Below are 24307 nucleotides of genomic sequence, written 5' to 3' on the forward strand. Positions count from 1 at the left end.
GCTGGAATAGCTTTGATCGCGTGACAACAAGTGGTGAGTCGGGATGGACGTCCCTGTGGCCGGCGGGGGCCGCCACGGGAGTCGGATCCCTGCCGGGGACCGACCCACTGATCGCGGCGAAGCTGGTGTTCGACGAGTTCCCCGACCTGCCGCATCTGGTGGAGCTGCCGGGCCGCGGGCCGGGCGGGGACATGCTGGGCCGGGCCGCGGTGATCGCGGCTGAGCTGCCGGTGGACCTGCAGCCGTCCGGCTGGCGGCTGGTGGCCCGCCCCGGGATGGACTACCGGCGGGCGCGCGGCATGGTCGAGCAGGACCTCGACGCGATCGAGGAGGCCGCCGACGGGTACGTCGGTCCCCTGAAGATCGCGGTCGCCGGGCCGTGGACGCTCGCGGCCGGCGTCGAGCTGACCCGCGGCCACAAGGCCCTGTCCGACCATGGCGCGACCCGTGACCTGGCCGAGTCGCTGGCCGTCGGCCTGGCCGACCTGCTGACGACGATCGCGCGGCGGGTGCCCGGCGCCCGGCTGCTCGTCCAGCTCGACGAGCCGTCGCTGCCGGCGGTGCTCGCGGGCCGGATTCGTACCCCGAGCGGGTTCTCGGTGCTCCGGGTGGTCAGCGAGGAGCTGGCCGGCGAGCGGCTCGGGCTGGTGCTGGCGAAGGCCGCCGCCGCGAACCACGTGGCCGGGGTGGGGGTGCACTGCTGCGCGCCCGACGTGCCCCTGGCACTGCTGCGCCGGGCCGGCGCGCAGTTCGTCGGCCTGGACGCGACCCTGCTCAGCCAGGACGCCGACGACTCCATCGGTGAGGCCGTGGAGTCCGGGCTGCGGCTGATGATGGGGGTCGTCCCGTCGACCGACCGGAGCGACACCGTGCCGCCGCCGTCCCCGTCGGCGGCCCTCGCGGCGGACGCGAAGATCGGGACCGGGCCGCGCCGGCCCGTCGTCGCGGCGCGCGGCAGGTCGAGTGAGCGGATCGCGTGGGCGACCGACCGTGACGAGGGGCCGGACAACCAGGCGAGCGGTCCGTCCGCCGGTGGCGGCTGGTCGGATCTGTCGGACCCGGGTCGTACGGTCGATCCAGTCCGGTCGCTGTGGCGCCGGCTGGGATTTCGGCCCGAACAGCTCGGGGAGGTGGTCGCCGTGACTCCCACCTGTGGACTCGCCGGCGCGAGTGAGCGGTACGCGCGCCTGGCGATGAGGCACTGCCGGGCCGCGGCTCGGGTACTCGTGGAGTCACCGGAATGAGCGGCCCCGCGCCGGACGAGACGGCGACCGCTGCCTCCGACGAGGCCGAGCTCGCGGCCGCGGGCGTCCAGTCCGGGGCCGAGCAGGTGCCCGCGGACGCGCGTTCGCGGGCCGCCGAGCTCGCCCGGGTGCTCGACGAGCACGCCTACCGCTACTACGTGCTGGCCGCGCCGACCGTCTCGGACGCCGAGTACGACGTGCTCTACCGCGAGCTCGTGGCGCTGGAGGAGCGTTACCCGGCCCTGCGCACCCCGGACTCGCCGACCCAGAAGGTCACCGAGACCCCGTCCGAGCTGTTCGAGCCGGTCACCCACCTGGAGCGGCTGCTCTCGCTGGACAACGCCTTCGACGAGGACGAGTTCCAGGCCTGGGCGGCCCGGGCCACGAAGGAGACCTCGGTCTCGGCCTGGCTCTGCGAGCTGAAGATCGACGGCCTCGCGGTCGACCTGGTGTACGAGGACGGCGTGCTGGTCCGCGCCGCGACCCGGGGCGACGGCCGGGTGGGGGAGGACATCACCGCGAACATCCGCACGCTGCGCAGCGTCCCGGCGCGGCTGCGCGGGCCGAACGTTCCGGCGCTGCTGGAGGTGCGCGGGGAGGTCTTCTTCCCGGTCGCCGCGTTCGTGGCGCTCAACGAGTCACTGGTCGCCGACGGGAAGAAGCCGTACGCCAACCCGCGCAACACCGCGGCCGGCTCGCTGCGGCAGAAGGACCCGCAGGTGACGGCGTCCCGGGGCCTGGCGATGTACGTGCACGGCCTGGGCGCCCGCCGCGGGTTCGACCCGCCCTCGCAGTCGGCGGCCTACGAGGCGCTCGCCGAGCTGGGGCTGCCGATCTCGCCGCGCTACCGGGTGGTCGGCGACGTCGACGCGGTGCTGGGCTACATCCGCGAGTGGGGCGAGCACCGCCACGACGTCGAGCACGAGATCGACGGCGTGGTGGTCAAGGTCGACGACCTGGCCACCCAGGGCCGGCTCGGCGCCACATCCAAGGCGCCCCGGTGGGCGATCGCGTACAAGTACCCGCCGGAGGAGGTAACCACCCGGCTGAAATCGATCGAGGTCAACGTCGGCCGGACCGGCCGGGTCACCCCGTTCGGCGTGCTGGAGCCCGTCACGGTGGCCGGATCGACGGTGGGCCTGGCCACGCTGCACAACGCCGACCAGGTGAAGGCCAAGGGCGTCCTGATCGGCGACATGATCATTCTGCGCAAGGCCGGCGACGTGATCCCCGAGATCGTCGGGCCGGTCGTCGACCTGCGTGACGGCACCGAGCGCGAGTTCGTCTTCCCGACCCACTGCCCGGAGTGCGGCACCGAGCTGGTCCGCCCGGAGGGCGAGGCCGACACCCGCTGCCCGAACACGGTCGGCTGCCCGGCCCAGCGCCGAGAGGCGATCATCCACCTGGCGTCCCGCGGCGCCCTCGACATCGACGGCCTCGGCGGCGAGAGCGCGATCGACCTGATCGAGGCCGGCCGGGTCAAGGACATCGCGGACGTCTTCCACCTCGACGAGCGCTCCTTCACCGGGATGCCGCTGTTCGAGCGGATCGAGACGGTCCGCGACGAGAACGGCAAGCTCGTCAAGGGCCCGGACGGCAAGGCGCTGCGCCGGTCGGTGCTCGGCAAGAAGGCCCAGCAGGTCCTCAAGGGCATCGAGGCGGCCCGGCACCGCCCGCTGTGGCGCCTGCTCGTCGGCCTGTCGATCCGCCATGTCGGTCCGTCCGCCGCGCAGGCGCTGGCCCGGGAGCTGCGCTCGACCGACGCGATCCGGGCGGCGAGCCTGGAGGAGCTGGCGGTAGTCGACGGCGTGGGCCCGACGATCGCGGCCGCCGTCGTCGAGTGGTTCGCCGACCCGCGCCACCTCGACCTGGTCGAACGGCTGCGGGCCGGCGGCGTGGCCCTGGCCGACGAGGGTGCGGACGAGGGCCCACGCCCGCTGGCCGGCGTCACCGTCGTCATCACCGGCTCGCTGGAGGGCTTCACCCGGGACTCGGCGACGGAGGCGGTCCAGAACCTGGGCGGCAAGGTCAGCGGCTCGGTCAGCAAGAAGACCAGCTTCGTCATCGCGGGCGAGAACGCCGGCACGAAGTACGACAAGGCCGTATCCCTGAAGGTCCCGATCCTCGACGAGACCGGCCTTCGCGCGCTGCTGGCCGAGGGCGTCGAAGCGGCCGAGGCGCTCGCGGTCTCCGTCGAGCCGACGGACCCGACCCCGGTCCCGGCCGAGCCGGACCCCGTCGCCGAATAGCAGCTCCCGGAGGCTTTGCCCGAGTTGTCTGGTGTGGTACTGTCGGAGTCGTCAGTGTCGAAGTGGACAGGTCGAAACATACGGCGGCGGGGGGTCCGGCTGATGTCGCGGCTCGTAGCGCGTTCTGACCATGGCTCGGGCATCGGCGGCGGGAGGGCGGTCGGCTCCGCCGGGATACTCGTCGACGGCCTTCGGTGCGCCACGGGGTGCGCCGACTACTCTCGGATCATGGCGCCCACCGGTGAGCGGCGATCGACGGTCAGCGTCAGTCAGTTCACGGAGGATCCCGAGGCTGTCACCCGCGGCCTTCGCGACGGGTGGATCTACACGCTGACGGTGGACGGCGAGCCGCTCGCGGAGATCGTTCCGGCGCGCCGCTGGCGTGGGGTCTCCCGGGAGGACGCGCTCGCGGCCTTCGCCGATGCTCCGGTCCTCGATCCTGGGGAACTCCGCGAAGACCTCGACGCCTTCCTGGACGACGACCTGGGTGACCCCTACGAGGGGACCGGCTTGTGACTACCCACGACATCGCGGTCGTCGACACCAACATCATCGCGGCCCTGGAGTCCTACGGCCCGCCCGAGCTGCCCGCCAAGATGTTGATCACGACCGTGACGCTCTGTGGGCCGAACAACTTCTGAGATCACGCCTGGCCGGTCGACGCTGGCCGCCGCTTCACCGCCAAGCCGGTTTGTCACAGGGCGGTGCGGCGGGCGAGGGATGCGGTGATGCCGGCGAGGTGGGCCAGGCGGGCGACCTCGGAGGAACGGAACCTCGGGCCACCGGGACGGCCGATGAGGATCACCAGCTCGGCGCAGCCGACGGGGGCGGCGGCCAGTTCCATGCCGCGCTCGGACCACCGCGCCGGCAGGCCGCCTTCGGCCGGGTCGATCACCCTCGCCTCGGGCAGCGGCAGCCACGGCACCGGCTCGATCGCCCGCGGCGGGCTCGCGTAGTCGTACACGCCCAGGTCCGGCGCGCCGACCGAGGCCTCCCGGATGCGCACGTCGCCCGGCCCCGCGTAGTCGAGCAGCAGAGCCCAGTCCGCGTGGAAGACCCCGGGCACGAGGTCGGCGAGCATGGCGGCCGCCTCGCCCGGCCGGTCAGTGAGCGCGTCCACCAGGTCCAGGTCGTCGCTGACCCCGGCCCCGTCCGCGAGATACGGCCGCAGCGACTCGACCCGCACGCCCGCGACCGAGTGCGCGGCCGTCAGCGCGCTGTCCGCGAGGCCACCCATGGGCAGCTGCACCACCAGGTCGTCTATCGCGCCGTCCGTCGACCGTTCGACGACGGCGAGGCTGATGATGTCGATCCCGACCCGCCCCAGCGCCGTCGCCACCGCCCCGAGCGCGCCGGGTCGGTCGGGCAGCAGCAGACGCAGGAGGTACGACATGACGTCGAGGATTCCGGATCGGCGTGACGCCGTGGTGACATCCGCGTGCGTTCCTGAATGTCGTCCCGGCTGCGCCGCCGCCCGGCGCGGGAAGATCGCGTGTCGCCCGACGGCAGGCGCGTCGGCGTCCGCCGTACGATGAGGCTACGCAGACACGCCGAGGTGTCGCTCGTCGTCGCCCCCGGCAAAATCCATGGTCCGGTCAGGCCGTTGGCTGGACACTGGCGACAACCGGCCGACAGACGGCCGTAGAACAGGGGTCCACCGCCAATGGCCATCACCAGGGACGAGGTCGCGCATCTCGCCCGCCTGTCGCGGATGTCGCTGTCGGACGCCGAGCTCGACGCGCTCGCACCGCAGCTGGACCAGATCCTGTCCGCCGTCGCCCGGGTCGCCGAGGTCGCGGCGGCGGACATCCCGCCCACCAGCCACGCCGTGCCGCTCACCAACGTCTTCCGGGTCGACACGACCCGGCCGTCGCTGACGGCGGAGGAGGCGCTGGCCGGGGCGCCGTCCGTCGAGGACGGCCGCTTCCGGGTACCGCGCATCCTCGACCCGGACGAGTAGCGGCGCCTCGGCTCGCCGGGCCCGCTCGCCGGACGGAGTCCCGGTGGCGCGGTGTCGACGCGCCCGCGCGACCGACCAGGAAGCCTCATTGAGGCCCACAGACCACAGAGAAGGACCGACCGCAGCCATGACCGACGCATCCGCCGACGTCGTCCGGCTCACCGCCGTCGAGACCGCGGCAGCGATCGCGGCCGGCGAGCTGTCCGCCGTCGAGGCCACCCAGGCGGCGCTCGACCGGATCGCCAAGGTCGACGACGCCGTGCACGCCTTCCTGCACGTCGACGTCGAGGGCGCGCTCGTCGCCGCGGCCGGGGTCGACGCCCGCCGCGCCGCCGGCGAGCAGCTCGGGCCGCTCGCCGGCGTCCCGCTCGCCCTCAAGGACGTCCTGACGGCCAAGGGCCAGCCGACGACCTGCGGGAGCCGCATCCTCGAGGGCTGGTACCCGCCGTATGACGCGACCGTCACCGCGCGCCTGCGGGCCGCCGACGTCGTGATCCTCGGCAAGGCCAACATGGACGAGTTCGCGATGGGCTCGTCGACCGAGAACTCGGCCTACGGCGCCACCCGCAACCCGTGGGACCTCAGCCGCATCCCCGGTGGCAGCTCCGGCGGCTCGTCGGCCGCGGTCGCCGCCTTCGAGGCGCCGCTGGCGATCGGTACGGACACCGGTGGCTCGATCCGCCAGCCGGCCGCCGTCTGCGGCCTGGTGGGCGTGAAGCCCACCTACGGCGGGGTGTCGCGATACGGGCTGGTGGCCTTCTCGAGCTCGCTCGACCAGGCCGGCCCGCTGGCCAGGACCGTCACCGACGCCGCGCTGCTGCACGCCGCGATCGCCGGCCACGATCCGTGTGACTCCACCAGCGTCGACCGGCCGGTCCCGCCGGTGGTCGAGGCCGCCGTGCGCCGCGAGGTGCGCGGGATGCGGATCGGGGTCGTCCGGGAGCTGTCCGGGGACGGCTACGAGCCCGGTGTGCAGGCCCGCTTCGACGAGGCGGTGGCGCTGCTCGCCGAGCTCGGGGCGGAGATCGTCGAGGTCAGCTGCCCGCACTTCGAGTACGCGCTGGCTGCCTACTACCTGATCGCGCCGAGCGAGTGCTCGTCGAACCTGGCCCGGTTCGACGCGATGCGCTTCGGCCTGCGGCTCGGCGACGACGGGCTGGCCGGCGCCGAGGAGGTCATGAGCCGCACCCGGGCGGCCGGTTTCGGCCCCGAGGTCAAGCGGCGGATCATCCTGGGCACCTACGCCCTGTCGTCCGGCTACTACGACGCCTACTACGGTCAGGCGCAGAAGGTACGGACGCTGATCAGCCGGGACTTCACCGCGGCGTTCGAGCAGGTCGACGTGCTCGTCTCGCCGACCACGCCCACGGTCGCGTTCCCGATCGGGGCGAAGGTCGACGACCCGATCGCCATGTACCTCAACGACCTGTGCACGATCCCGGCGAACCTGGCGGGCGTGCCGGCGATGAGCGTCCCGGCCGGCCTCTCGGATGGTCTGCCGGTCGGCTTCCAGATCATGGCCCCGGCCTTCGCCGACGAGCGGCTCTACGAGGTCGGCGGCGCGCTGGAGGCGGCGCTCGACGCCCGCCGCGGCTACCCGCTGCTGGCGGCCGCGCCCGCGCTCTGACAAGCGGCAGGGCTCAGTCGGACGAGACGGAAGGACAACCATCATGGTCGGGCTGCGCAGCAGGCGGCAGGACAGAACGCTGCTGATCGTGCTGTGGCTGTTCACCGCCGTCGTGCTGGTGATCGGCGGGCTCGCGGTCAGCGGGATCCTGCTGGTCTGGGGGACGGTCGGCCTGCTGGCCGCGATCTTCCTGACCTACATCCACGTGCGCGACACCCGCGGACAGGGCGACGACCTGGAAGCGCCGGCCACGCCGGGCCAGGACGAGGACCCTGCGGCCCCGCACGACACAGACACGGACACGCGCACGGACGCAGAGGAGTCCCGGTGAGCACGGACGGCGCCGTCATCGCCACCCCGTCCTTCGAGGACGCGGTCGCCCGGTACGAGCCGGTGATCGGCCTGGAGACGCACGTCGAGCTCGGCACCGCGTCGAAGATGTTCTGCGGCTGCTCGACCTCGTTCGGTGCGGCGCCGAACACCCAGGTCTGCCCGGTCTGCCTCGGGCTGCCCGGCGCGCTGCCGGTGGTCAACGAGGCGGCGATCCGGTTCGCCGTCATGATCGGCCTGGCGCTGAACTGCTCGATCGCGTCCTGGTGCCGGTTCGCCCGGAAGAACTACTTCTACCCGGACATGCCGAAGAACTTCCAGATCAGCCAGTACGACGAGCCGCTGTGCTCGGACGGCTGGCTGGCCGTCGAGGTCGACGGGGAGGTGCACCGGGTCGGCATCACCCGGGTGCACCTGGAGGAGGACACCGGGAAGTCGCTGCACGTCGGCGGTGCCACCGGCCGGATCCACGGCGCGACCCACTCGCTCGTCGACTACAACCGGGCCGGCATCCCGCTGGTGGAGATCGTCACCGAGCCGGACATCCGCTCGCCCGAGGTGGCCCGCGCCTACGTCGAGGAGCTGCGCGAGCTGTGCCGCTCGCTCGCCGTGTCCGACGTCCGGATGGAGCAGGGCTCACTGCGCTGCGACGCGAACGTCTCGCTGCGCCGCCGGCCGGTTCCCGGCGAGCCGGACGCGCCGTTCGGCACCCGGACGGAGACCAAGAACCTCAACTCGCTGCGGTCGGTCGAGCGGGCCGCCCGTTACGAGATCACCCGCCAGGCGGCGCTGCTGGACGGTGGCGAGCGGATTCACCAGGAGACCCGCCACTTCGAGGAGGCCTCGGGCCGCACCGCGGCTGGCCGCTCGAAGGAGGAGGCGACCGACTACCGGTACTTCCCGGAGCCGGATCTGACCCCGCTGGCGCTGACCCGGGAGTACATCGACGCCGTCGGGGCGTCGCTGCCGGAGCTGCCGTCGCAGCGGCGGGCCCGGCTGATCGCCGAGCACGGCTTCAGCCCGCGCGATCTCGTCGACATGAGCAACGCGGGCGCCCTGGAACTGGTCGAGCAGACGATCGCCGCCGGCGCGGCCGCCCCGGCGGCGCGCAAGTGGTGGCTGAACGAGCTGGCCCGACGCGCGTCCGACCAGGGCGTGACCCCCGCGGAGCTGGCGATCCGGCCGGTCGACGTGGCCCGGATCATCGAGCTGATCGCCGACGGGAGCCTCACCGACGCGCTGGCCCGCAAGGTCATCGACGGGGTGCTCGCCGGTGAGGGCAACCCGGACGACGTCGTGTCGGCCCGCGGCTTGGCCGTCGTCACCGACGACACCGCGCTGTCCGCGGCCGTTGACACAGCGATCGCCGCGTCCCCGGACCTCGCGGACAAGGTCCGCGGCGGCAACCTCAACGCCGTCGGCCCGCTGGTCGGAGCCGTCATGAAGGCCATGAAGGGCCAGGCCGTCGCCTCGACCGTCCGGGCGCTCCTGCTGGAGCGGCTCGGCGCGGCATAAGCCGCGAGCGGCCGACCGGTCTCGCCAGGGCGAGGCCGATCGGCCGCGGGCCGTCCGGGGGATGAGGTCCCGACCGGTCGCCTGGTCAGACCGTGGTCCGGCGGATCGTGCTGAACCCGCCGGCCAGCAGGGCCGCGGCGAGCACCGCCAGGATCGCGGTCAGTCCCAGCGCGTCGGCACTGGTGAGGAAGTCGCCGACGCCAGCCCAGGCGTGCGTCCAGGTGACGACCAGGATGGCGACGACCGCCACGGTGACCTGGGCGGCGCCGAAGGCGAGCGAACCGAGGATGCCCCAGCGGCGGAACACGATCCCGAACCACATGCCGTAGGTGAACAGCATCGCGATGCTCACGAACGACGTCAGCCAGGTGACGTACCAGGGACCGTCGAGGATGTCGGCGATCCGGAAGAAGTACAGGTGCCCGCCCCAGCCGCCGGTGGCCCGCTCGATCGCCTGCAGCGCGGTGATCACGGCCCCGTCGGCCGCGGCGATGGCCGCCCAGAGGCAGATCGTCCCCAGGTAGTAGGACCGCCTGCTGACACCCAGGGCGAGCCCGAACGGCAGCGAGGCCGTGGTGCTGTAGATCCCGCAGACGAGCACGTAGATGAAGATCGCGCCAAGCCCGCCGGTCCGCACCCCGTCCACCTGGGTGGACACGACGAGGTTGACGACGAAGCTGAACCCCACGATGGCCCAGGGCATGCCGAGGTAGACCAGCCGGTTGACCAGGTGGTACTGGGCGACGTTGGCGATGGTGCGCCGGGTGGTCATGCGTTCGTCCTCTCCAGCGAGTCCTCGCCGGCCTGGCCGGAGACGGCGACCAGCATCTGTTGCAGGGACAGGGGTTCCATCCGCAGGTGCAGTTCCTGCGCGCGCAGCCGGTCGGACTCGTCGAGCGGCTCGGCCAGGACGACGGCCTCCTGCGACGCGAGCCTGCGGCGCTCCCAGGTGGGGCGCCCGGCGACCAGCTCGGCCACCGCGGCGGCCGGGCCGCTCACCGACGTGTACCGGCCCCGCAGGTCGTCGGCCGCGGCGTTCAGGACGACCCGGCCGCGGTTGATGATCACGACCTGGTCGAGCAGCCCGGCGACCTCGTCGACCAGGTGGGTGGACAGCAGCACGGTGCGCGGGTGCTCCGCGTAGTCGAGCAGCAGCCGGTCGTAGAACACCTGGCGCGCGACCGCGTCGAGGCCGGCGTAGGGCTCGTCGAACAGCACGACCTCGGTCCGCGCGGCCAGGCCGATCACGATGCTCAGCGCGGACCGCATCCCCCGGGAGAGCTTCTTGACCGGTCGGCGGCTCGGCAGCTCGAACTCGGTGACCAGCTCGTCGGCCAGCTCGGTGTTCCAGTTCGGGTAGAACCGCGCCGCCATCCGCAGGGCGTCGCGGACCCGGATGTCGGGGAAGACCTGGTCCTCACGCACGAAGACCATGCGGCGCAGGATGGCGTCGTTCTCGACCGGGCTGGCGCCGAGAACCAGCACCTGGCCGGCCGACGGGAACTGCTGGGCGGCGATGATCCGCATCAGCGTCGTCTTGCCGGCGCCGTTGCGGCCCAGCAGCCCGGTGATCGTGGGGCCCTGCACGTCGAGTGTGACGTCGTCCAGGGCTACGTGGCCCCGGTAGCGCCGGGTCACGCCGGCGAGCGAGATCGTCGTGGTCATGGGGTGACGCCCTCCTGCGTGTGGCTGGCCTCGTGGATCAGGGCGGTCAGGGTCTCGGCGTCGATCCCGAGCCGGGTGGCCTCGGTGACCAGCGGGGCGACATAGCGCTCCGCGAACCGCTTGCGGCGCTCCTGGATCAGGCGGTCCCGGGCGCCCGCGGCGACGAACATGCCGATGCCCCGCCGCTTCTCCAGCAGTCCGTCGTCGGTCAGCACGTTGATTCCCTTCGCCGCGGTGGCTGGGTTGATCCGGTAGAAGGCGGCCAACTCGTTGGTCGATGGCACTCGTCCGCCCTCCGCCAGGGCGCCATCGGCGATCTCCTCGGCCAGTCGCTCGGCGATCTGGGCGAACAGCGGTGTCCCCTCATCGAGCAAGACCCCTCCCTTCGCTGCCCGGTTGGTTACCTACTCAAGTAACTAACCAAAGAGGTGATCTGTCAAGGGAGATCTCGGGGCGAAGCGAGTGGACCGGTGTCATGGCCACGACTGGTGGCGAACGCGACAAGATCACAGTCCTGGCGGGCGCGGCCTGTTCGGGGCGGCCTGTGCGACCATCGGAAGAATGGCCGCAGCCTCCCGGAACCTGCTCGCGTGCAGCGATCTGCACGTCCGCCATCAGGAGAACCGGGCCGTCGTCGAGGCGATGCGGCCGAGCGGGGACGACGACTGGCTGCTCGTCGTCGGTGACGTCGCCGAGTACGTCGCCGAGTTCCGCTGGGCGCTCACGCTGCTGGCCGGCAGGTTCGCGAAGGTCATCTGGGTGCCGGGCAACCACGAGCTGTGGACGCCGAACCGCGACCCGGTCCAGCTACGCGGCGTCGCCCGCTACTGGCACCTGGTCGACATCTGCCGCGAGCTCGGCGTGCTCACGCCGGAGGATCCCTACCCGATCTGGGACGGGCCGGGCGGCCCGGTCGTGGTCGCGCCGATGTTCCTGCTCTACGACTACACGTTCCGGCCGCAGGGCACGTCGACCAAGGCCGAGGCGCTCGCCTACGCCTACTCGACCGGCGTCGTCTGCTCGGACGAGCACCTGCTGCATCCCGACCCGTTCCCGGCCATTGACGACTGGTGCCGGTCCCGGGTCGCGCTCACCGAGGCTCGGCTGGAAGCGCTTGATCCCGCCGGCCCGCCAACCCTGCTGGTCAACCACTTCCCGCTGGTCCGCGAGCCGACCAGGGTGCTGCGCTACCCCGAGTTCGCCCAGTGGTGCGGCACCGAGCTGACCGCCGACTGGCACCTGCGCTTCCGCGCCGCCGCCGCCGTCTACGGCCACCTGCACATCCCGCGGACCACCAGCTACGACGGCGTCCGCTTCGAGGAGGTCTCCCTCGGCTACCCCCGGGAGTGGACCCGCCGCCCGGCCCACTACCAGCGCCCCCCACTCCGCCAGATCCTGCCGGTCGACGCCTGACCGGTCGGCTGAGCTCAGCCGGGAGCGGCGGTGGTGGTTGCGGGGGCGGTTGCCGGGTTGGCCGGGGGCGGGAGGTTGCCGTCGAGGGCGTTCAGGAAGGCGGCGGCGATCGGGGCGGCGGACTCGGCGCCGAAGCCGCCGTCCTCGACGAGGACCGCGAAGGCGATCGGGCCCCGGTAGCCGACGAACCAGGCGTGGGTCGGCGGCGGGTTCCCCGCGTTGTACTCGGCCGTGCCGGTCTTGCCGAACACCTCACCGGGGAACTGGACCTGCGCCGCTGTCCCGTCCGTGACGACCGCCCGCATGAACGAGCGCAGGTCCGGCAGGATCTTCGCCGGCAGCTGGTGGGACCGGGCCGGGCCGCCGACGACGAACGGTGAGCGCCAGGTGCCGCTGGCCACCGCGGCCGCGACGCTCGCCATCTGCGCCGGAGACGCGGCGATCCGCCCCTGGCCGATCGCGGACGAGGCCAGCTCGGCGCCGTCCCGCGGGGCCGGGAAGACGCCCCCGACGCTCGCGATCGGCAACGGCGCCGCCCCGTCGAAGCCGTACAACTGGGCGGCCTTCTCCAGCGCGCCAGGGGGTAGCGACTCGGCGAGGCCGACGAAAGCCGTGTTGCAGCTGCGGGCGAACGCGTCGCGCAGCGTCAGCGGCCCGAACTTCTCGTTCTCCGCGTTCGAGAAGGATCGGCCGCCGGCCAGGATGGTCTGCGAGCAGTCCAGCTGGGTGTTGGCGTTACGCCCGTTCATCAGCGCGGCGGTCGCCGTCACGATCTTGAAAGTCGAGCCCGGCGGGTACGTGCCGCGCAGGGCCCGGCCGTAGCCGCTGGGCGGGTGGTTCGCCGACGCGAGGATGCCCCCGGTCCGGGTGTCGATCGCGACGAGCGCCGCGGCCGGCCACCGCGAGGTCGCCAGCGCCGCCTCGGCGGCCTGCTGGACGGAGAGGTTGATGGAGGTGCGTATCGTCTGGCCGTTGGCCATCGGCCAGGTCTGCGGAGTCTTCACCGTTTTCCCCGCCGCGTCGCGCAGCACGATCTGGCCGCCGAGAGCCTCGAGCCGGTTGTTGTAGGCCCGCTGCAGCCCGCTCGGCGGGGAGATCTGGCCGACGAGGTTGCCGGCGAGATCCTGGTCCTCGGCCAGCGGCCGGCCGGCGGTGTCGAGCAGCCGCCCGCGGCTGGCCGTCGAGCCGGTCCGGTCGAACCGCAGCCCCGGCGCGAGGTCGGGCTGCACCGAGGACAGCCGCGCCTGCACCCGCCACACGCCCCCGAGCTTCGTCAGGGACAGCTGGCCGGGGTACGTCCACGGCGTCGGCTCGTCCGCCAGGCGCAGCGTCGCGGTGTAGGGGACGGTCGCGCTCGTGCCGGCGCGGTGGACCTTGCCGGGGGTGAAGCTGGCGTCGCTGATGCTCAGCCGGTCGCGCATGTCGGTCATCGCGTTGACCAGGGTCGAGACGTCGGTGTCGCCCGGGACGGTGACGGCCGCGATCCCGGCAGCGCCCGCGGCACCCGGCCCGGTGACGGCGGAGACCCCGGCAGCGCCGGCGCCCGCGCCGCCGCCCGCGCCCGCGCCGCCGTGGGCCGTGCCGTTGGCGACGAACAAGGCAGGCGCCGCGGAGGCCTGCGGGGTGACGGTCGCGCTCGGCGTGGCCGACGGGCCGGCCGCGCTGCCGTCCGAAGCGGCCCGGGACGGCGTCACGGCCGGAGGTGTGGCCGGGCGGTCCCGGTCGATCGCCCGCCACGACCCGAGATAGGCCACCGCGACGTCGCGGACCGCCCGGTCGGCGGAGCTGCGGTCGCGTGCGGTCTTCCAGAGGAACCCGCCGCCGGCCCCGGCGCCGAGCAGCAGCAGTACGACCGCGGCCAGTGCGGCGCCGCGCCGTGAGCCCCGCCGCCGCCGGCCCCCGCCGCCCATCGCTGTGAAACCGCCTGGAGTCAAAGGCACGGCGCTACCTCCCCCGGATCGCCGCGACGGCTCGCGCCCGGACCGTCCGTCAACGGTGCTGGTCCGGGGATGCCGACGGCCGTAACTTACGTTGCGTAGCGGCTCGCCGCATGTCGCGTCAGCGCTGGGTGCTGTCTGTGCCGGTTGTGGAGGTCCCCAGGCGCCGGGCGCACGTCAGGCACAGGACCGACCGGAGGTCGGCCTGGGCATCAGGATGACGTGGCGTCAGGCCGGCGTGGTGGCGAGGCTGGCGAACGACTCGCTGACCGTGGCTCGATTGGGAAGCTGGGCCGTACAGGCCAGCTGCTGCGTCCCCGCGTTCCACCCGTCGGAGCTGGGTTCCAACGCGCTGGAGACGATCTCCAGATCGGGCCTGGCATGACTGGTGTAGCTCAGGAAAGCCTCGGCACACTGGGTCGCCGCGAGGCTGTCCAGGGCCGCGGATCCCGGCCAGATGTCGCCGGGCGCCTGCCCGGCGAGGCCGAGCATCTTCACCACTTCGGCGCGGTGCGGCGTCGTGCACGAGACGACCATGGCGCCGGTCGAACCGGGGCGAAGCGCCCACGTGACGCAGTCGCCGACCTTGAGCGTCGGCAGCAGGGTCGAGGACACCTGGTAGCCACTGGCCGTCCGCGGCGCGAGGGGCGCGGACGTGGAGGTGGCTCGACCGGTGCCGGTCGCGGTCGGTGTCGTCGCCGGAGTGCGGTTGGTTGTGTGACGCAGCGTGATGACGATGCTCATGACGCCCGCGAGCACCGCGACGAAGGCGAGGACCCGGGCTGCCCGGCGCCGCCGCGGCCCCGGGCCCGGAGTCCAGACCATCCTGTGCATGCCGGCGGGAAGACGCCGGTTGGCGGGCACGACCTGGCAACGGCCCGGGTCGCGCCGGTCGCCCGTCCGACCGCGCTCGGCGGCTGATGGCTCGACGAACCGCGCGGCCCGGACGAATCCTTCGTCCAAGCGCAAGTTCTCGAAGGGGTCCCGGTGCTCCGCGGGCTCCCGTTCCGGCGACGCCATGGCAGCAACGGTAAACCCGCGCCGGGCCATCCCGATGGTCTTTCCATCAACGGGCGGATAGACCACAACGAATGCCCCACGGTCCGGGGTCGACCGGGCCTCTTTTTGCCTCCAGCCCCGCCAGAATGGGACGCCCGGTGACTTGTCGCTGACGCGCGGTGCAAAGCGGCCCTCGGCCCGAGTGACGCTCGGTTCGCGCTTCGCCGAGTTGTCCGTGCCGGGGGATTCGCTAGCTGACGCTGACCGCCCGCGCGTACGGCGCGCCGATGATCTTCGCGATCTCCTGCAGGATGTCGGCCGGGACGGCGTCGTCGAGCGAGAGCGACATCAGCGCCGGGCCGCCGACGGCGAGCCGGCTGACCTGGGCGCTGGCGATGTTGATGTGCGCGTCGCCCAACAGCTCGCCGACCGCGCCGACGATGCCAGGCCGGTCCTCGTACCGGAAGAACGCCAGGTGCGCCTCCGGCCTCAGGTCGACCTCGAAGCCGTCGATCGCGGTGATCTTCTCGACCTGCCGGGTGCCGATCAGCGTGCCGGCGATCGAGACCACCGTGCCGTCCGCGAGCGCCCCACGCAGGGTGACCAGGTTGCGGTAGTCCGGGCTGTCCCGGTGGGTCTCCAGAACCACCTCGACGTGTCGCTCCTTGGCCAGCAGCGGCGCGTTCACGTAGGTGACCTGTTCCTCGACGACGTCGTGGAACACGCCCTTGAGCGCCGCGAGCTGCAGCACGGAGACGTCGAACTCGGTGATCTCGCCGCGGATCTCGACGGTCAGGTTCTCCGGCAGGCCGCCGGCGATACCGGTGAACACCTGGCCGAGCTTCTCCGCCAGCGGAAGACCGGGCCGGACGTCCTCGGCGACCACGCCGCCGGCCTGCACGTTGACCGCGTCCGGGACGAACTCGCCCTGCAGCGCGAGACGCACCGACCGCGCGACCGCGAGGCCCGCCTTCTCCTGCGCCTCGTTGGTGGAGGCCCCCAGGTGCGGTGTGACGACGACGTTCTCCAGCCCGAACAGCGGCGAGGAGGTGGTCGGCTCCTTGACGAAGACGTCGAGGCCCGCGCCGCCGACGTGGCCGGAGCGGATCGCGTCCGCCAGCGCTTCCTCGACGACGAGCCCGCCGCGGGCGGCGTTGACGATGATGACGCCGGGCTTGGTCTTCGCCAGCTCGTCGGCGCCGATCAGGCCAAGGGTCTCCTTGGTCTTCGGCAGGTGGATCGTGATGGCGTCGCTGACCCGCAGCAGCTCGTCGAGGTCGACCAGACGCACGCCCATCTGCGCGGCCCGGGCCGGCGCGAGGTAGGGGTCGTAGGCGACGAGCGTCATGCCGAAGGCGGCGAGCCGCGCCGCGACCAGCTGACCGATCCGGCCGAGGCCGACGACGCCGGCGACCTTCTCCGTGAGCTCGACGCCGGTGTACTTCGAGCGCTTCCACTCGCCGTTCTGCAGCGACTGGTCGGCGGCCGGAACCCGGCGGGCGACCGCGAGCAGCAGCGCGATCGCGTGCTCGGCCGCGCTCACGATGTTCGACTGCGGCGCGTTGACGACCATGACGCCGCGGGTGGTGGCGGCGGGTACGTCGACGTTGTCGAGCCCGATGCCGGCGCGGGCGACGACCTTGAGCTTCGGCGCGGCGGCCAGCGCCTCGGCGTCGATCTTCGTCGCGGACCGGACGATCACCGCGTCGACGTCGGCGAGCGCGGGCAGCAGGGCGGAGCGGTCGGCGCCGTCCACGTGGCGGAGCTCGAAGTCGCCGGACAATACCGCCAGGCCGGCCGGCGAGAGCTCCTCGGCTACGAGTACGACGGGCACGGGAGCTCCTCGTTGAGACGCGCAGGGGCGCGGCGCCGCCGCGGATCTTCGCGCGCTGCCGCCGCTCCGGCCGCGCCAGGCAGACGCCTCCGGCGGCTAGGAGCTTAGCGGGTGTCCCAGGTCACGCCGGCCCCAAAAACACGTAACGTCCAGCAACGGCCTACCGGCCGTCACTGGACATTACGCGGAAGTTACGAAACCCCGGCTAGTTGGCGATCCAGGACATCATGGAGCGCAGCTTCGCGCCGACCTTCTCGATCGGGTGGGACTTGCCCTCGTCGACGAGCTTGGTGAAGTTCGGGCGGCCGTTGTCGTCCTCGGCGACCCACTCGCGGGCGAAGGTGCCGTCCTGGATCTCGTCCAGGATCTTGCGCATCTCGCCCTTGACCGCCGGGGTGACGACCCGCGGGCCCCGGGTGACGTCGCCGTACTCGGCGGTGTCGGAGATCGAGTAGCGCATCTGGGAGATGCCGCCCTCGTACATCAGGTCGACGATGAGCTTCAGCTCGTGCAGGCACTCGAAGTAGGCGATCTCCGGCTGGTAGCCGGCCTCGACCAGCGTCTCGAACCCGGCCTGGACCAGGGCGGACGCGCCACCGCACAGGACGGCCTGCTCACCGAACAGGTCGGTCTCGGTCTCCTCGGTGAAGGTCGTGCGCAGCGTGCCGGCGCGGGTGCCGCCGATGCCCTTGGCGTACGCGAGCGCGGTGGCCAGCGCCTTGCCGGTCGCGTCGGTCTCGACCGCGACGAGGCACGGCACGCCCTTGCCCTCCTGGAACACCCGGCGAACCAGGTGGCCCGGGCCCTTGGGGGCGATCATGAAGACGTCGACGCCCTCGGGCGGGCTGATCAGGTTGTAGCGGATGTTGAAGCCGTGGCCGAAGGCGAGCGCGTCGCCGGCCTTGAGGTTCGGCAGGATCGACTCGGCGTAGATCTTCCGGTGGGCGGTGTCCGGCGCGAGGATCATGATGATGTCGGCCTCGGCGGCGGCCTCGAACGGAGTGACGACCCGAAGGCCCTCCTCCTGCGCCTTCGCCCGGCTCTTGCTGGTCTTCGGCAGGCCGACGCGGACGTCGACGCCCGAGTCCCGCAGGTTCAGCGCGTGCGCGTGGCCCTGGCTGCCATACCCGATGATCGCGACCTTCCGGTCGGTCAGGTCGTCGAGGTTGGCGTCGTCGTCGTAGTAGATCTCGACCATCGTGGGCGAATCTCCTTGTAGGGCGTTCGGCGGAAGTCGGCGCTCCGCGCCTCTTCCGCCGCCGGTGAACTTGGTCTGACTGGTCTCGCGAGCTGGGCTTTCGGGCCTGAGGCCCTCGGCGTCAGCGCGCGATCTTACCGTTAGCCAGGGCTTGGCTACGCCGTGCGCTCCAAGGCCCGCAGGCTTCGGTCGGTGATCGAGCGGGAGCCCCGGCCGAGCGCGACCATGCCGGACTGGACGAGTTCCTTGATGCCGAACGGCTCCAGGACCCGGACCAGCGCGTCCAGCTTGTCATGCGTTCCGGTGGCCTCCACCGTGACGGCGTCGCTCGCCACGTCGACGACCTTCGCCCGGAACAGCCCGACGAGCTCCAGGACCTGCGAGCGGACCGTCGCGTCGGCGCGCACCTTGATCAGGACCAGCTCGCGCTGCACCGACACGTCCGCGTCCATCTCGACGATCTTGAGCACGTTCACCAGCTTGTTCAGCTGCTTGGTCACCTGCTCCAGTGGCAGCTCGTCGACGGCCACGACGATGGTCATCCGCGAGATGTCACTGTGCTCCGTCGGCCCGACGGCCAGCGACTCGATGTTGAAGCCGCGCCGGGAGAACAGACTGGCGACCCGGGCCAACACCCCCGGCTTGTTCTCCACAAGAACAGAAAGCGTGTGCCTGGTCACGGCGCTATCGCCCTTCCAGAAGAGTGCGCGGGGTTCTTGATCAAACTGGCGGGAAGGTTCAACGGCGAGAAGCGCTGCCCGACCATGCGGCGCGAAGGCGCGCCTCCGCGGAGGCCCGCCCACGAGCGCAGCGAAGTGGCCGGGCCGCAGCGGAGGTCGCCGCAGCGCACGTTCGCGGAGGAGGACGCGGACCGGAGGTGCCCCGCGACGCCGAAGGCGAGCGGGGCGCCGGAGGTCCGCGCCCGGACGGAGCGAACCATGTTAAAGGTTCACCTCTGCGTCGCCGCTGTAGTCAAAGTCCGGCGCCATGCCGCGGGCGACCTTGATGTCGTCGTTGCTGGAGCCGGCGGCGACCATCGGCCACACCATCGCGTCCGGGTGCACCACGAAGTCGATCACGACCGGCGCGTCGTCGATCGCCATCGCCTTCTCGATCGTGCTGTCGACGTCCCCGGCCGTCTCGCAGCGCAGGCCGACGCAGCCGAGCGCCTCGGCGAGCCGGACGAAGTCGGGGACGCGCTTCACTCCGGTGCGCGAGCTGGCCGGGTGGGTGCCCAGGTCGGTGTTCGAGTAGCGCTCGTCGTAGAACAGCGTCTGCCACTGGCGGACCATGCCGAGGGCGCCGTTGTTGATGACGGCGACCTTGATCGGGATGCCTTCCAGTGCGCAGGTGGCGAGCTCCTGGTTGGTCATCTGGAAGCAGCCGTCGCCGTCGATCGCCCAGACGGTCGCCTCCGGGCGCCCGACCTTCGCGCCCATCGCGGCCGGCACCGCGTAGCCCATCGTCCCGGCGCCGCCGGAGTTCAGGAACGTGTACGGCTGCTCGTAGGAGATGAACTGCGCGGCCCACATCTGGTGCTGGCCGACGCCCGCCGTGTAGATCGCGTCCGGACCGGCGATCTTCCCGATCCGCTCGATGACGTGCTGCGGGGCCAGTGACCCGTCGGCCGGCTCGGTGAAGCCGAGCGGGTAGGTCTCACGCCACCGGTTCAGGTGGTCCCACCAGCCCGCGAGGTCTGGCTTCGACTCGGCCTGCAGCGCGCCGATCAGGTCGGCGATGACCTCCCGGCAGTCGCCCACGATCGGCACGTCGGCGACCCGGTTCTTGCCGATCTCGGCCGGGTCGATGTCGGCGTGGATGATCTGCGCCGACGGCGCGAACGACGACAGCTTGCCGGTGACCCGGTCGTCGAACCGGGTGCCCAGCGCGATCAGCAGGTCGGACTTCTGCAACGCGGTGACGGCGGCCACCGAGCCGTGCATGCCCGGCATGCCCAGGTGGAGGTGGTGGGAGTCCGGGAACGCGCCCCGGGCCATCAGCGTCGTGACGACCGGGATGCCGGTCAGCTCGGCGAGGATCCGCAGCTCGGCGCTGGCCCGGGACTTCAGCACGCCACCGCCGATGTAGAGCACCGGCCGACGGGAGGCGCTGATCATCTTGGCGGCCTCGCGGACCTGCTTGGCGTGCGGCCTGGTCACCGGCCGGTAGCCGGGCAGGTCGAGCGTCGGCGGCCACACCTCGTGCGGCAGCACCGCCGTCAGCGACTGGAGCACGTCCTTGGGCAGGTCGACGAGCACCGGTCCGGGCCGGCCGGTGGCGGCGAGGTGGAACGCCTCGGCGATCGTGCGCGGGATGTCGTCGGCCGACTGGACCAGGAAGTTGTGCTTGGTGATCGGCATCGTGATGCCGCAGATGTCCGCCTCCTGGAAGGCGTCCGTCCCGATCGCCGGCCGCGCGACCTGGCCGGTGATCGCGACCATCGGCACCGAGTCCATGTAGGCGTCGGCGATTGGCGTGACCAGGTTGGTCGCCCCGGGGCCGGAGGTCGCCATGCAGACGCCGACCTTGCCGGTCGCCTGCGCGTAGCCCTCGGCAGCGTGCCCAGCGCCCTGCTCGTGGCGGACCAGGATGTGCCGGACCCGGGTCGAGTCGTACAGCGGGTCGTAGGCGGGCAGGATCGCGCCACCCGGGATGCCGAAGACAACGTCGGCTCCGACCGCTTCCAGGGAATGGACGAGCGACTGGGCTCCGGTGATCTCTCTAGTCATCTGGTCGTCTTCCTTGACGGGCCGTGGATCGGGGGGCGCGCGGGCGTGCCCAGGGCACTAAAAAGCCCCTCGTGCCAGGGGCACTGAGGGGCTGCGTACGAGTCGGCTCCGGGACCTGCCCCGGTGACTACGCACGCTCTCCGCGTACAAGAATGTTCAGACGCACGGACCTACCTTCGCTGACAACTGCCGTCCGAGTCAAGCGCCCACCCGGATCCGGCCGCAAGGGGAAGTGTTGGGCATGCGACGGCGCAGGCGGGGCCGGAGCTGGGTTACTGTGTTGAGGCCATGAGTGCCTCGCTTTCCGTCCGTGCGCCGTTGCATGCTCGCCTTGGGCTGACGCAGCTACGGCTTGGCGGCCTGCTCCTTATCCGCCGCGGCGGGGCCTGACTCATCCGGCTGGCTTCCCCGTCGCGGAGTTCTTGGCGCGTCAGCACATCTGGCCCGTACTTCGCCCGTCGCGGCCCGTACGGGACCCGGATGTCACAGGCACCTCAGGGCTGAGGGCCTCGACAAGGAAGCAGATGCAGTGATCACCAATCCGCAGGTTCCCTCCGGCATGCCCATCGACAAGTACCGGCCGTTCACGCCGGTCGCGCTGCCGGACCGCACCTGGCCGGGCGCCCAGATCACCAAGGCCCCGCTGTGGTGCAGCGTCGACCTGCGTGACGGCAACCAGGCCCTGGTCGACCCGATGACCCCCGAGCGCAAGCTGAAGATGTTCGAGCTGCTGGTCGGGATGGGCTACAAGGAGATCGAGGTCGGGTTCCCGGCCGCGAGCCAGACCGACTTCGACTTCATCCGCCAGCTGATCGAGGAAGAGCGGATCCCGGACGACGTCACCGTCCAGGTGCTGACCCAGGCCCGCGAGGAGCTGATCGAGCGGACCGTCCAGTCCCTGGTCGGCTCCCGCAAGGCGCTGCTGCACCTGTACAACTCGACGTCCACGCTGCAGCGGCGGGTCGTGTTCAACTCCGACCGGGCCGGCATCACCGAGATCGCCGTCCAGGGCGCCCGCTGGACCGTCCAGTACGCGGAGAAGCTGCTGGACGACCGCACCGACCTGCGCTGGCAGTACAGCCCCGAGTCGTTCACCGGCACCGAGCTGGAGTACGCCGTCGAGGTCTGCGAGGCCGTGATGGACGTCTGGGAGCCGACGGCCGACCGCCCGGTCGTGCTGAACCTGCCGGCCACCGTCGAGATGTCGACCCCGAACGTCTACGCCGACCAGATCGAGTGGGTCGGGCGCAACCTGACCCGCCGCGACGCCGTCGTGCTCTCGCTGCACCCGCACAACGACCGCGGCTGCGCGGTCGCCGCGGCCGAGCTGGGCGTGATGGCCGGGGCGGACCGGGTCGAGGGCTGCCTGTTCGGCAACGGCGAGCGGACCGGCAACGTCTGCCTGGTAACCCTGGGGATGAACCTGTTCTCCCAGGGCATCGACCCGCAGATCGACTTCTCCGACATCGACGAGATCCGCCGGACCACCGAGTACTGCAACCAGCTGCCCGTACACCCGCGCCACCCCTACGGCGGCGACCTCGTCTACACGGCCTTCTCCGGCTCCCACCAGGACGCCATCAAGAAGGGCCTGGAGGCGATGGACCGGACCGGTCAGCGGGTCTGGGAGGTCCCGTACCTGCCGATCGACCCGAAAGACGTCGGCCGCACCTACGAGGCCGTCATCCGGGTGAACAGCCAGTCCGGCAAGGGTGGCGTCGCCTACCTGCTGAAGTCCGAGCACGGCCTGGACCTGCCGCGCCGCCTGCAGATCGAGTTCTCCGGGGTCGTCCAGCGGCACACCGACGGCGAGGGCGGCGAGGTCACCGCCGCGCAGCTGTGGGAGATGTTCCGCCGCGAGTACTTCCTGGACGAGACGGCGGGCCCGGCGCCGCTTGAGGTGCTGCAGTTCGCCGCCACCGCAGGCAGCGGCGCCCAGGACGAGGTGACCGTCTCGGTCCGCCGTGACGGCGCCGTGGAGGAGCTGACCGGCAAGGGCAACGGCCCGATCGACGCGTTCGTCGACGCGCTGTCCACCCGGGGCGTGAGCGTCAAGGTCCACGACTACAACGAGCACGCGATCGGAGCCGGCGCGGACGCGCGGGCCGCCGCTTACCTGGAGGTAGCGGTCGAGGACGCCCAGGGCACCCGGGTCTTCTGGGGGGTCGGGATCGACCCGAACATCGTCACGGCCTCGCTGCGGGCCGTCGTGAGTGCCGTCAACCGCGCGGCCCGCGCCCGCACCGCGCCGGTCGTCGCCAGCTGACCGCACAGCAGCGCGGCTGTGGCCGCCGTGACCGGTTCCGACCGGCAACGGCGGCCACAGCCAGTTCCGGGCCCGGACGCAGACCTCCACCTAGGCGCTCGATCAACGGGCGTCTGGACATGAGCCTTCTGCCGGCGAGCGACCGTCGGTGTAGCCAGGAGCACTGTTGGGCCGCTGCGGCGTCCGGCCGGCTGTCCGGGCGCCGCCGGTAAAGTCGGCTGCTATGAAGCTTGCGGTTATCGGTGGTGACGGGATCGGCCCCGAGGTGGTCGCTGAGGGGCTACGGGTCCTGCGCGCCGTGCACGACAAGGTGGAGACCACCGAGTACGACCTCGGCGCGCGTCGCTGGCACGAGACCGGCGAGACGCTGCCCGACACAGTCCTCGACGAGCTGCGCGGGCACGACGCGATCCTGCTGGGGGCGGTCGGCGACCCGAACGTGCCGAGCGGCGTCCTGGAGCGCGGCCTGCTGCTGCGGCTGCGGTTCGAGCTCGACCACCACGTGAACCTGCGCCCAGTGAAGCTCTACCCGGGGGTCACCTCGCCGCTGGCTGGCGACCCGACGATCGACATGATCGTGGTCCGGGAGGGCACCGAGGGGCCGTACGCCGGCGCCGGTGGCGTGCTGCGCAAGGGCACGCCGCACGAGATCGCCACCGAGGAGAGCATCAACACCCGGTTCGGCGTCGAGCGGGTCGTGCGGGACGCGTTCGCCCGGGCGCAGCGCCGGCCGCGCCGCAAGCTCACCCTCGTGCACAAGAACAACGTGCTGACGAAGGCCGGCGACCTGTGGTCGCGGACCGTGACCGAGGTCGCGGCCGAGTTCCCGGAGATCACCGTCGAGTACCAGCACGCCGACGCGGCCAGCATGTTCTTCATCACCGACCCGGGCCGGTTCGACGTGGTCGTCACCGACAACCTGTTCGGCGACATCATCACCGACATCGGCGCCGCGGTCACCGGCGGCATCGGCCTGGCCGCCTCCGGCAACCTCGACCCGTCCGGCGCGCACCCGAGCATGTTCGAGCCGGTCCACGGCAGCGCTCCCGACATCGCCGGCAAGGGCGTGGCCGACCCGACCGCGACCGTCGCGTCGGTCGCGATGCTGCTCGACCACCTGGGCCTGTCCGGCGAGGCGGCCAAGGTCGAGAAGGCGGTCGCCGGTTCGCTGGCCGCCCGCGCCGCGTCCGCCGGCCAGCCGCTGTCGACCCGCGAGGTCGGCGAGGACCTGGCCCAGCGCGCCGTCGCCAACTGATCTCGGCCCTGGACCCGGGTCAGCTGAGACCGACCTGACAGTGCGGCCCGCCGGCGCCGAGCTTGTTGCTCGGGGGGGGCCGGCGG

20 protein-coding genes and 1 pseudogene are annotated in these 24307 nt (G+C 71.9%); 11 read left to right on the top strand and 10 right to left on the bottom strand.

The features are described 5' to 3' along the window. Positions 1 to 20: 20 nt before the first annotated feature. The 4 genes from I6A60_RS11125 (at position 21) to I6A60_RS42785 (ending at position 4134) form a co-directional block, all read left to right on the top strand. Complete coding sequence (locus I6A60_RS11125; protein ID WP_203022522.1) at positions 21 to 1244, top strand: methionine synthase; 1224 nt, start codon at positions 21 to 23, stop codon at positions 1242 to 1244. Continuing rightward, positions 1241 to 3493 (top strand): NAD-dependent DNA ligase LigA, encoded by a 2253-nt coding sequence (gene ligA, locus I6A60_RS11130; protein ID WP_203022523.1) that lies wholly within the window; start codon positions 1241 to 1243, stop codon positions 3491 to 3493. Before I6A60_RS11125 ends, ligA begins: the two co-directional genes overlap by 4 nt. Before the next feature lie 228 nt (positions 3494 to 3721). Next, positions 3722 to 4009, top strand: coding sequence for a hypothetical protein (locus tag I6A60_RS11135; protein WP_203022524.1), 288 nt, complete (start codon positions 3722 to 3724; stop codon positions 4007 to 4009). Further along, positions 4006 to 4134, top strand: a complete 129-nt coding sequence (locus tag I6A60_RS42785) for a hypothetical protein (protein WP_255545324.1) — start codon at positions 4006 to 4008, stop codon at positions 4132 to 4134. Before I6A60_RS11135 ends, I6A60_RS42785 begins: the two co-directional genes overlap by 4 nt. A gap of 53 nt (positions 4135 to 4187) precedes the next feature. Here I6A60_RS42785 and I6A60_RS11140 read toward each other — a convergent pair whose 3' ends face one another. After that, entirely contained in the window at positions 4188 to 4886 is a 699-nt protein-coding gene (locus I6A60_RS11140) for an ACT domain-containing protein (RefSeq protein WP_013422199.1), read from the bottom strand. Positions 4887 to 5156: 270 nt separating this feature from the next. Here I6A60_RS11140 and gatC point away from each other — a divergent pair, with 270 nt between their 5' ends. The 4 genes from gatC to gatB all read left to right on the top strand — a co-directional run bounded on the left by gatC (position 5157) and on the right by gatB (position 8925). Continuing rightward, positions 5157 to 5453 carry an Asp-tRNA(Asn)/Glu-tRNA(Gln) amidotransferase subunit GatC gene (gene gatC / locus I6A60_RS11145; protein ID WP_203022525.1) on the top strand — a complete coding sequence of 99 codons (297 nt, stop codon included), beginning with the start codon at positions 5157 to 5159 and terminating at the stop codon, positions 5451 to 5453. A 127-nt stretch (positions 5454 to 5580) separates the two neighbouring features. After that, the gene (gatA, locus tag I6A60_RS11150; protein ID WP_203022526.1) at positions 5581 to 7080 is read left to right on the top strand and encodes an Asp-tRNA(Asn)/Glu-tRNA(Gln) amidotransferase subunit GatA; all 1500 of its coding nucleotides are present in this window, start codon (positions 5581 to 5583) and stop codon (positions 7078 to 7080) included. A 43-nt stretch (positions 7081 to 7123) separates the two neighbouring features. Continuing rightward, positions 7124 to 7411: a hypothetical protein gene (locus I6A60_RS11155; RefSeq protein ID WP_203022527.1), complete on the top strand. Its 288-nt coding sequence runs from the start codon at positions 7124 to 7126 to the stop codon at positions 7409 to 7411. Then, the gene (gatB, locus tag I6A60_RS11160; protein ID WP_203022528.1) at positions 7408 to 8925 is read left to right on the top strand and encodes an Asp-tRNA(Asn)/Glu-tRNA(Gln) amidotransferase subunit GatB; all 1518 of its coding nucleotides are present in this window, start codon (positions 7408 to 7410) and stop codon (positions 8923 to 8925) included. Before I6A60_RS11155 ends, gatB begins: the two co-directional genes overlap by 4 nt. 85 nt (positions 8926 to 9010) lie before the next feature. On the opposite strand, the gene I6A60_RS11165 is transcribed toward gatB, so the two are convergent. The 3 genes from I6A60_RS11165 to I6A60_RS11175 are packed head-to-tail and all read right to left on the bottom strand — an operon-like array spanning position 9011 to position 10964. Continuing rightward, entirely contained in the window at positions 9011 to 9697 is a 687-nt protein-coding gene (locus tag I6A60_RS11165; RefSeq protein WP_203022529.1) for an ABC transporter permease, read from the bottom strand. Next, a complete protein-coding gene (locus I6A60_RS11170) occupies positions 9694 to 10590 on the bottom strand; it encodes an ABC transporter ATP-binding protein (protein ID WP_203022530.1) in 897 nt (298 codons plus the stop codon). The genes I6A60_RS11165 and I6A60_RS11170 overlap by 4 nt, the downstream gene beginning before the upstream one ends. Further along, entirely contained in the window at positions 10587 to 10964 is a 378-nt protein-coding gene (locus I6A60_RS11175; RefSeq protein WP_013422206.1) for a GntR family transcriptional regulator, read from the bottom strand. The genes I6A60_RS11170 and I6A60_RS11175 overlap by 4 nt, the downstream gene beginning before the upstream one ends. Positions 10965 to 11151: 187 nt before the next feature. On the opposite strand from I6A60_RS11175, the gene I6A60_RS11180 reads away from it, so the two are divergent. Further along, on the top strand, positions 11152 to 12003 hold the full coding sequence (locus I6A60_RS11180; RefSeq protein ID WP_203022531.1) for a metallophosphoesterase: 852 nt from the start codon (positions 11152 to 11154) through the stop codon (positions 12001 to 12003). Positions 12004 to 12017: 14 nt separating this feature from the next. Here the strand turns inward: I6A60_RS11180 and I6A60_RS11185 are convergent, their stop codons facing one another. The 6 genes and pseudogenes from I6A60_RS11185 to I6A60_RS11210 all read right to left on the bottom strand — a co-directional run. Then, positions 12018 to 13913 (bottom strand): penicillin-binding transpeptidase domain-containing protein, encoded by a 1896-nt coding sequence (locus I6A60_RS11185; protein ID WP_203022540.1) that lies wholly within the window; start codon positions 13911 to 13913, stop codon positions 12018 to 12020. Between the two features lie 255 nt (positions 13914 to 14168). Next, the gene (locus tag I6A60_RS11190) at positions 14169 to 14960 is read right to left on the bottom strand and encodes a septum formation family protein (protein WP_238435229.1); all 792 of its coding nucleotides are present in this window, start codon (positions 14958 to 14960) and stop codon (positions 14169 to 14171) included. Positions 14961 to 15189: 229 nt separating this feature from the next. Continuing rightward, positions 15190 to 16773: a phosphoglycerate dehydrogenase gene (gene serA / locus I6A60_RS11195; protein ID WP_203022533.1), complete on the bottom strand. Its 1584-nt coding sequence runs from the start codon at positions 16771 to 16773 to the stop codon at positions 15190 to 15192. A gap of 205 nt (positions 16774 to 16978) precedes the next feature. Then, complete coding sequence (ilvC, locus tag I6A60_RS11200; RefSeq protein WP_203022534.1) at positions 16979 to 17971, bottom strand: ketol-acid reductoisomerase; 993 nt, start codon at positions 17969 to 17971, stop codon at positions 16979 to 16981. Positions 17972 to 18126: 155 nt separating this feature from the next. Beyond that, positions 18127 to 18651, bottom strand: a complete 525-nt coding sequence (ilvN, locus tag I6A60_RS11205) for an acetolactate synthase small subunit (RefSeq protein ID WP_203022535.1) — start codon at positions 18649 to 18651, stop codon at positions 18127 to 18129. A gap of 261 nt (positions 18652 to 18912) precedes the next feature. Continuing rightward, positions 18913 to 20754: pseudogene (locus I6A60_RS11210) on the bottom strand (acetolactate synthase large subunit); the annotation flags it as partial. Positions 20755 to 21259: 505 nt separating this feature from the next. On the opposite strand from I6A60_RS11210, the gene leuA reads away from it, so the two are divergent. After that, positions 21260 to 22966, top strand: coding sequence for a 2-isopropylmalate synthase (gene leuA, locus I6A60_RS11215; protein ID WP_203022541.1), 1707 nt, complete (start codon positions 21260 to 21262; stop codon positions 22964 to 22966). A 223-nt stretch (positions 22967 to 23189) separates the two neighbouring features. Then, positions 23190 to 24221, top strand: coding sequence for a 3-isopropylmalate dehydrogenase (locus I6A60_RS11220; RefSeq protein WP_203022537.1), 1032 nt, complete (start codon positions 23190 to 23192; stop codon positions 24219 to 24221). Positions 24222 to 24307 lie beyond the last annotated feature (86 nt).

Origin of the sequence: Frankia sp. AgB1.9 (assembly GCF_016786355.1) — a bacterium.
Taxonomy (GTDB): Bacteria; Actinomycetota; Actinomycetes; order Frankiales; family Frankiaceae; genus Pseudofrankia.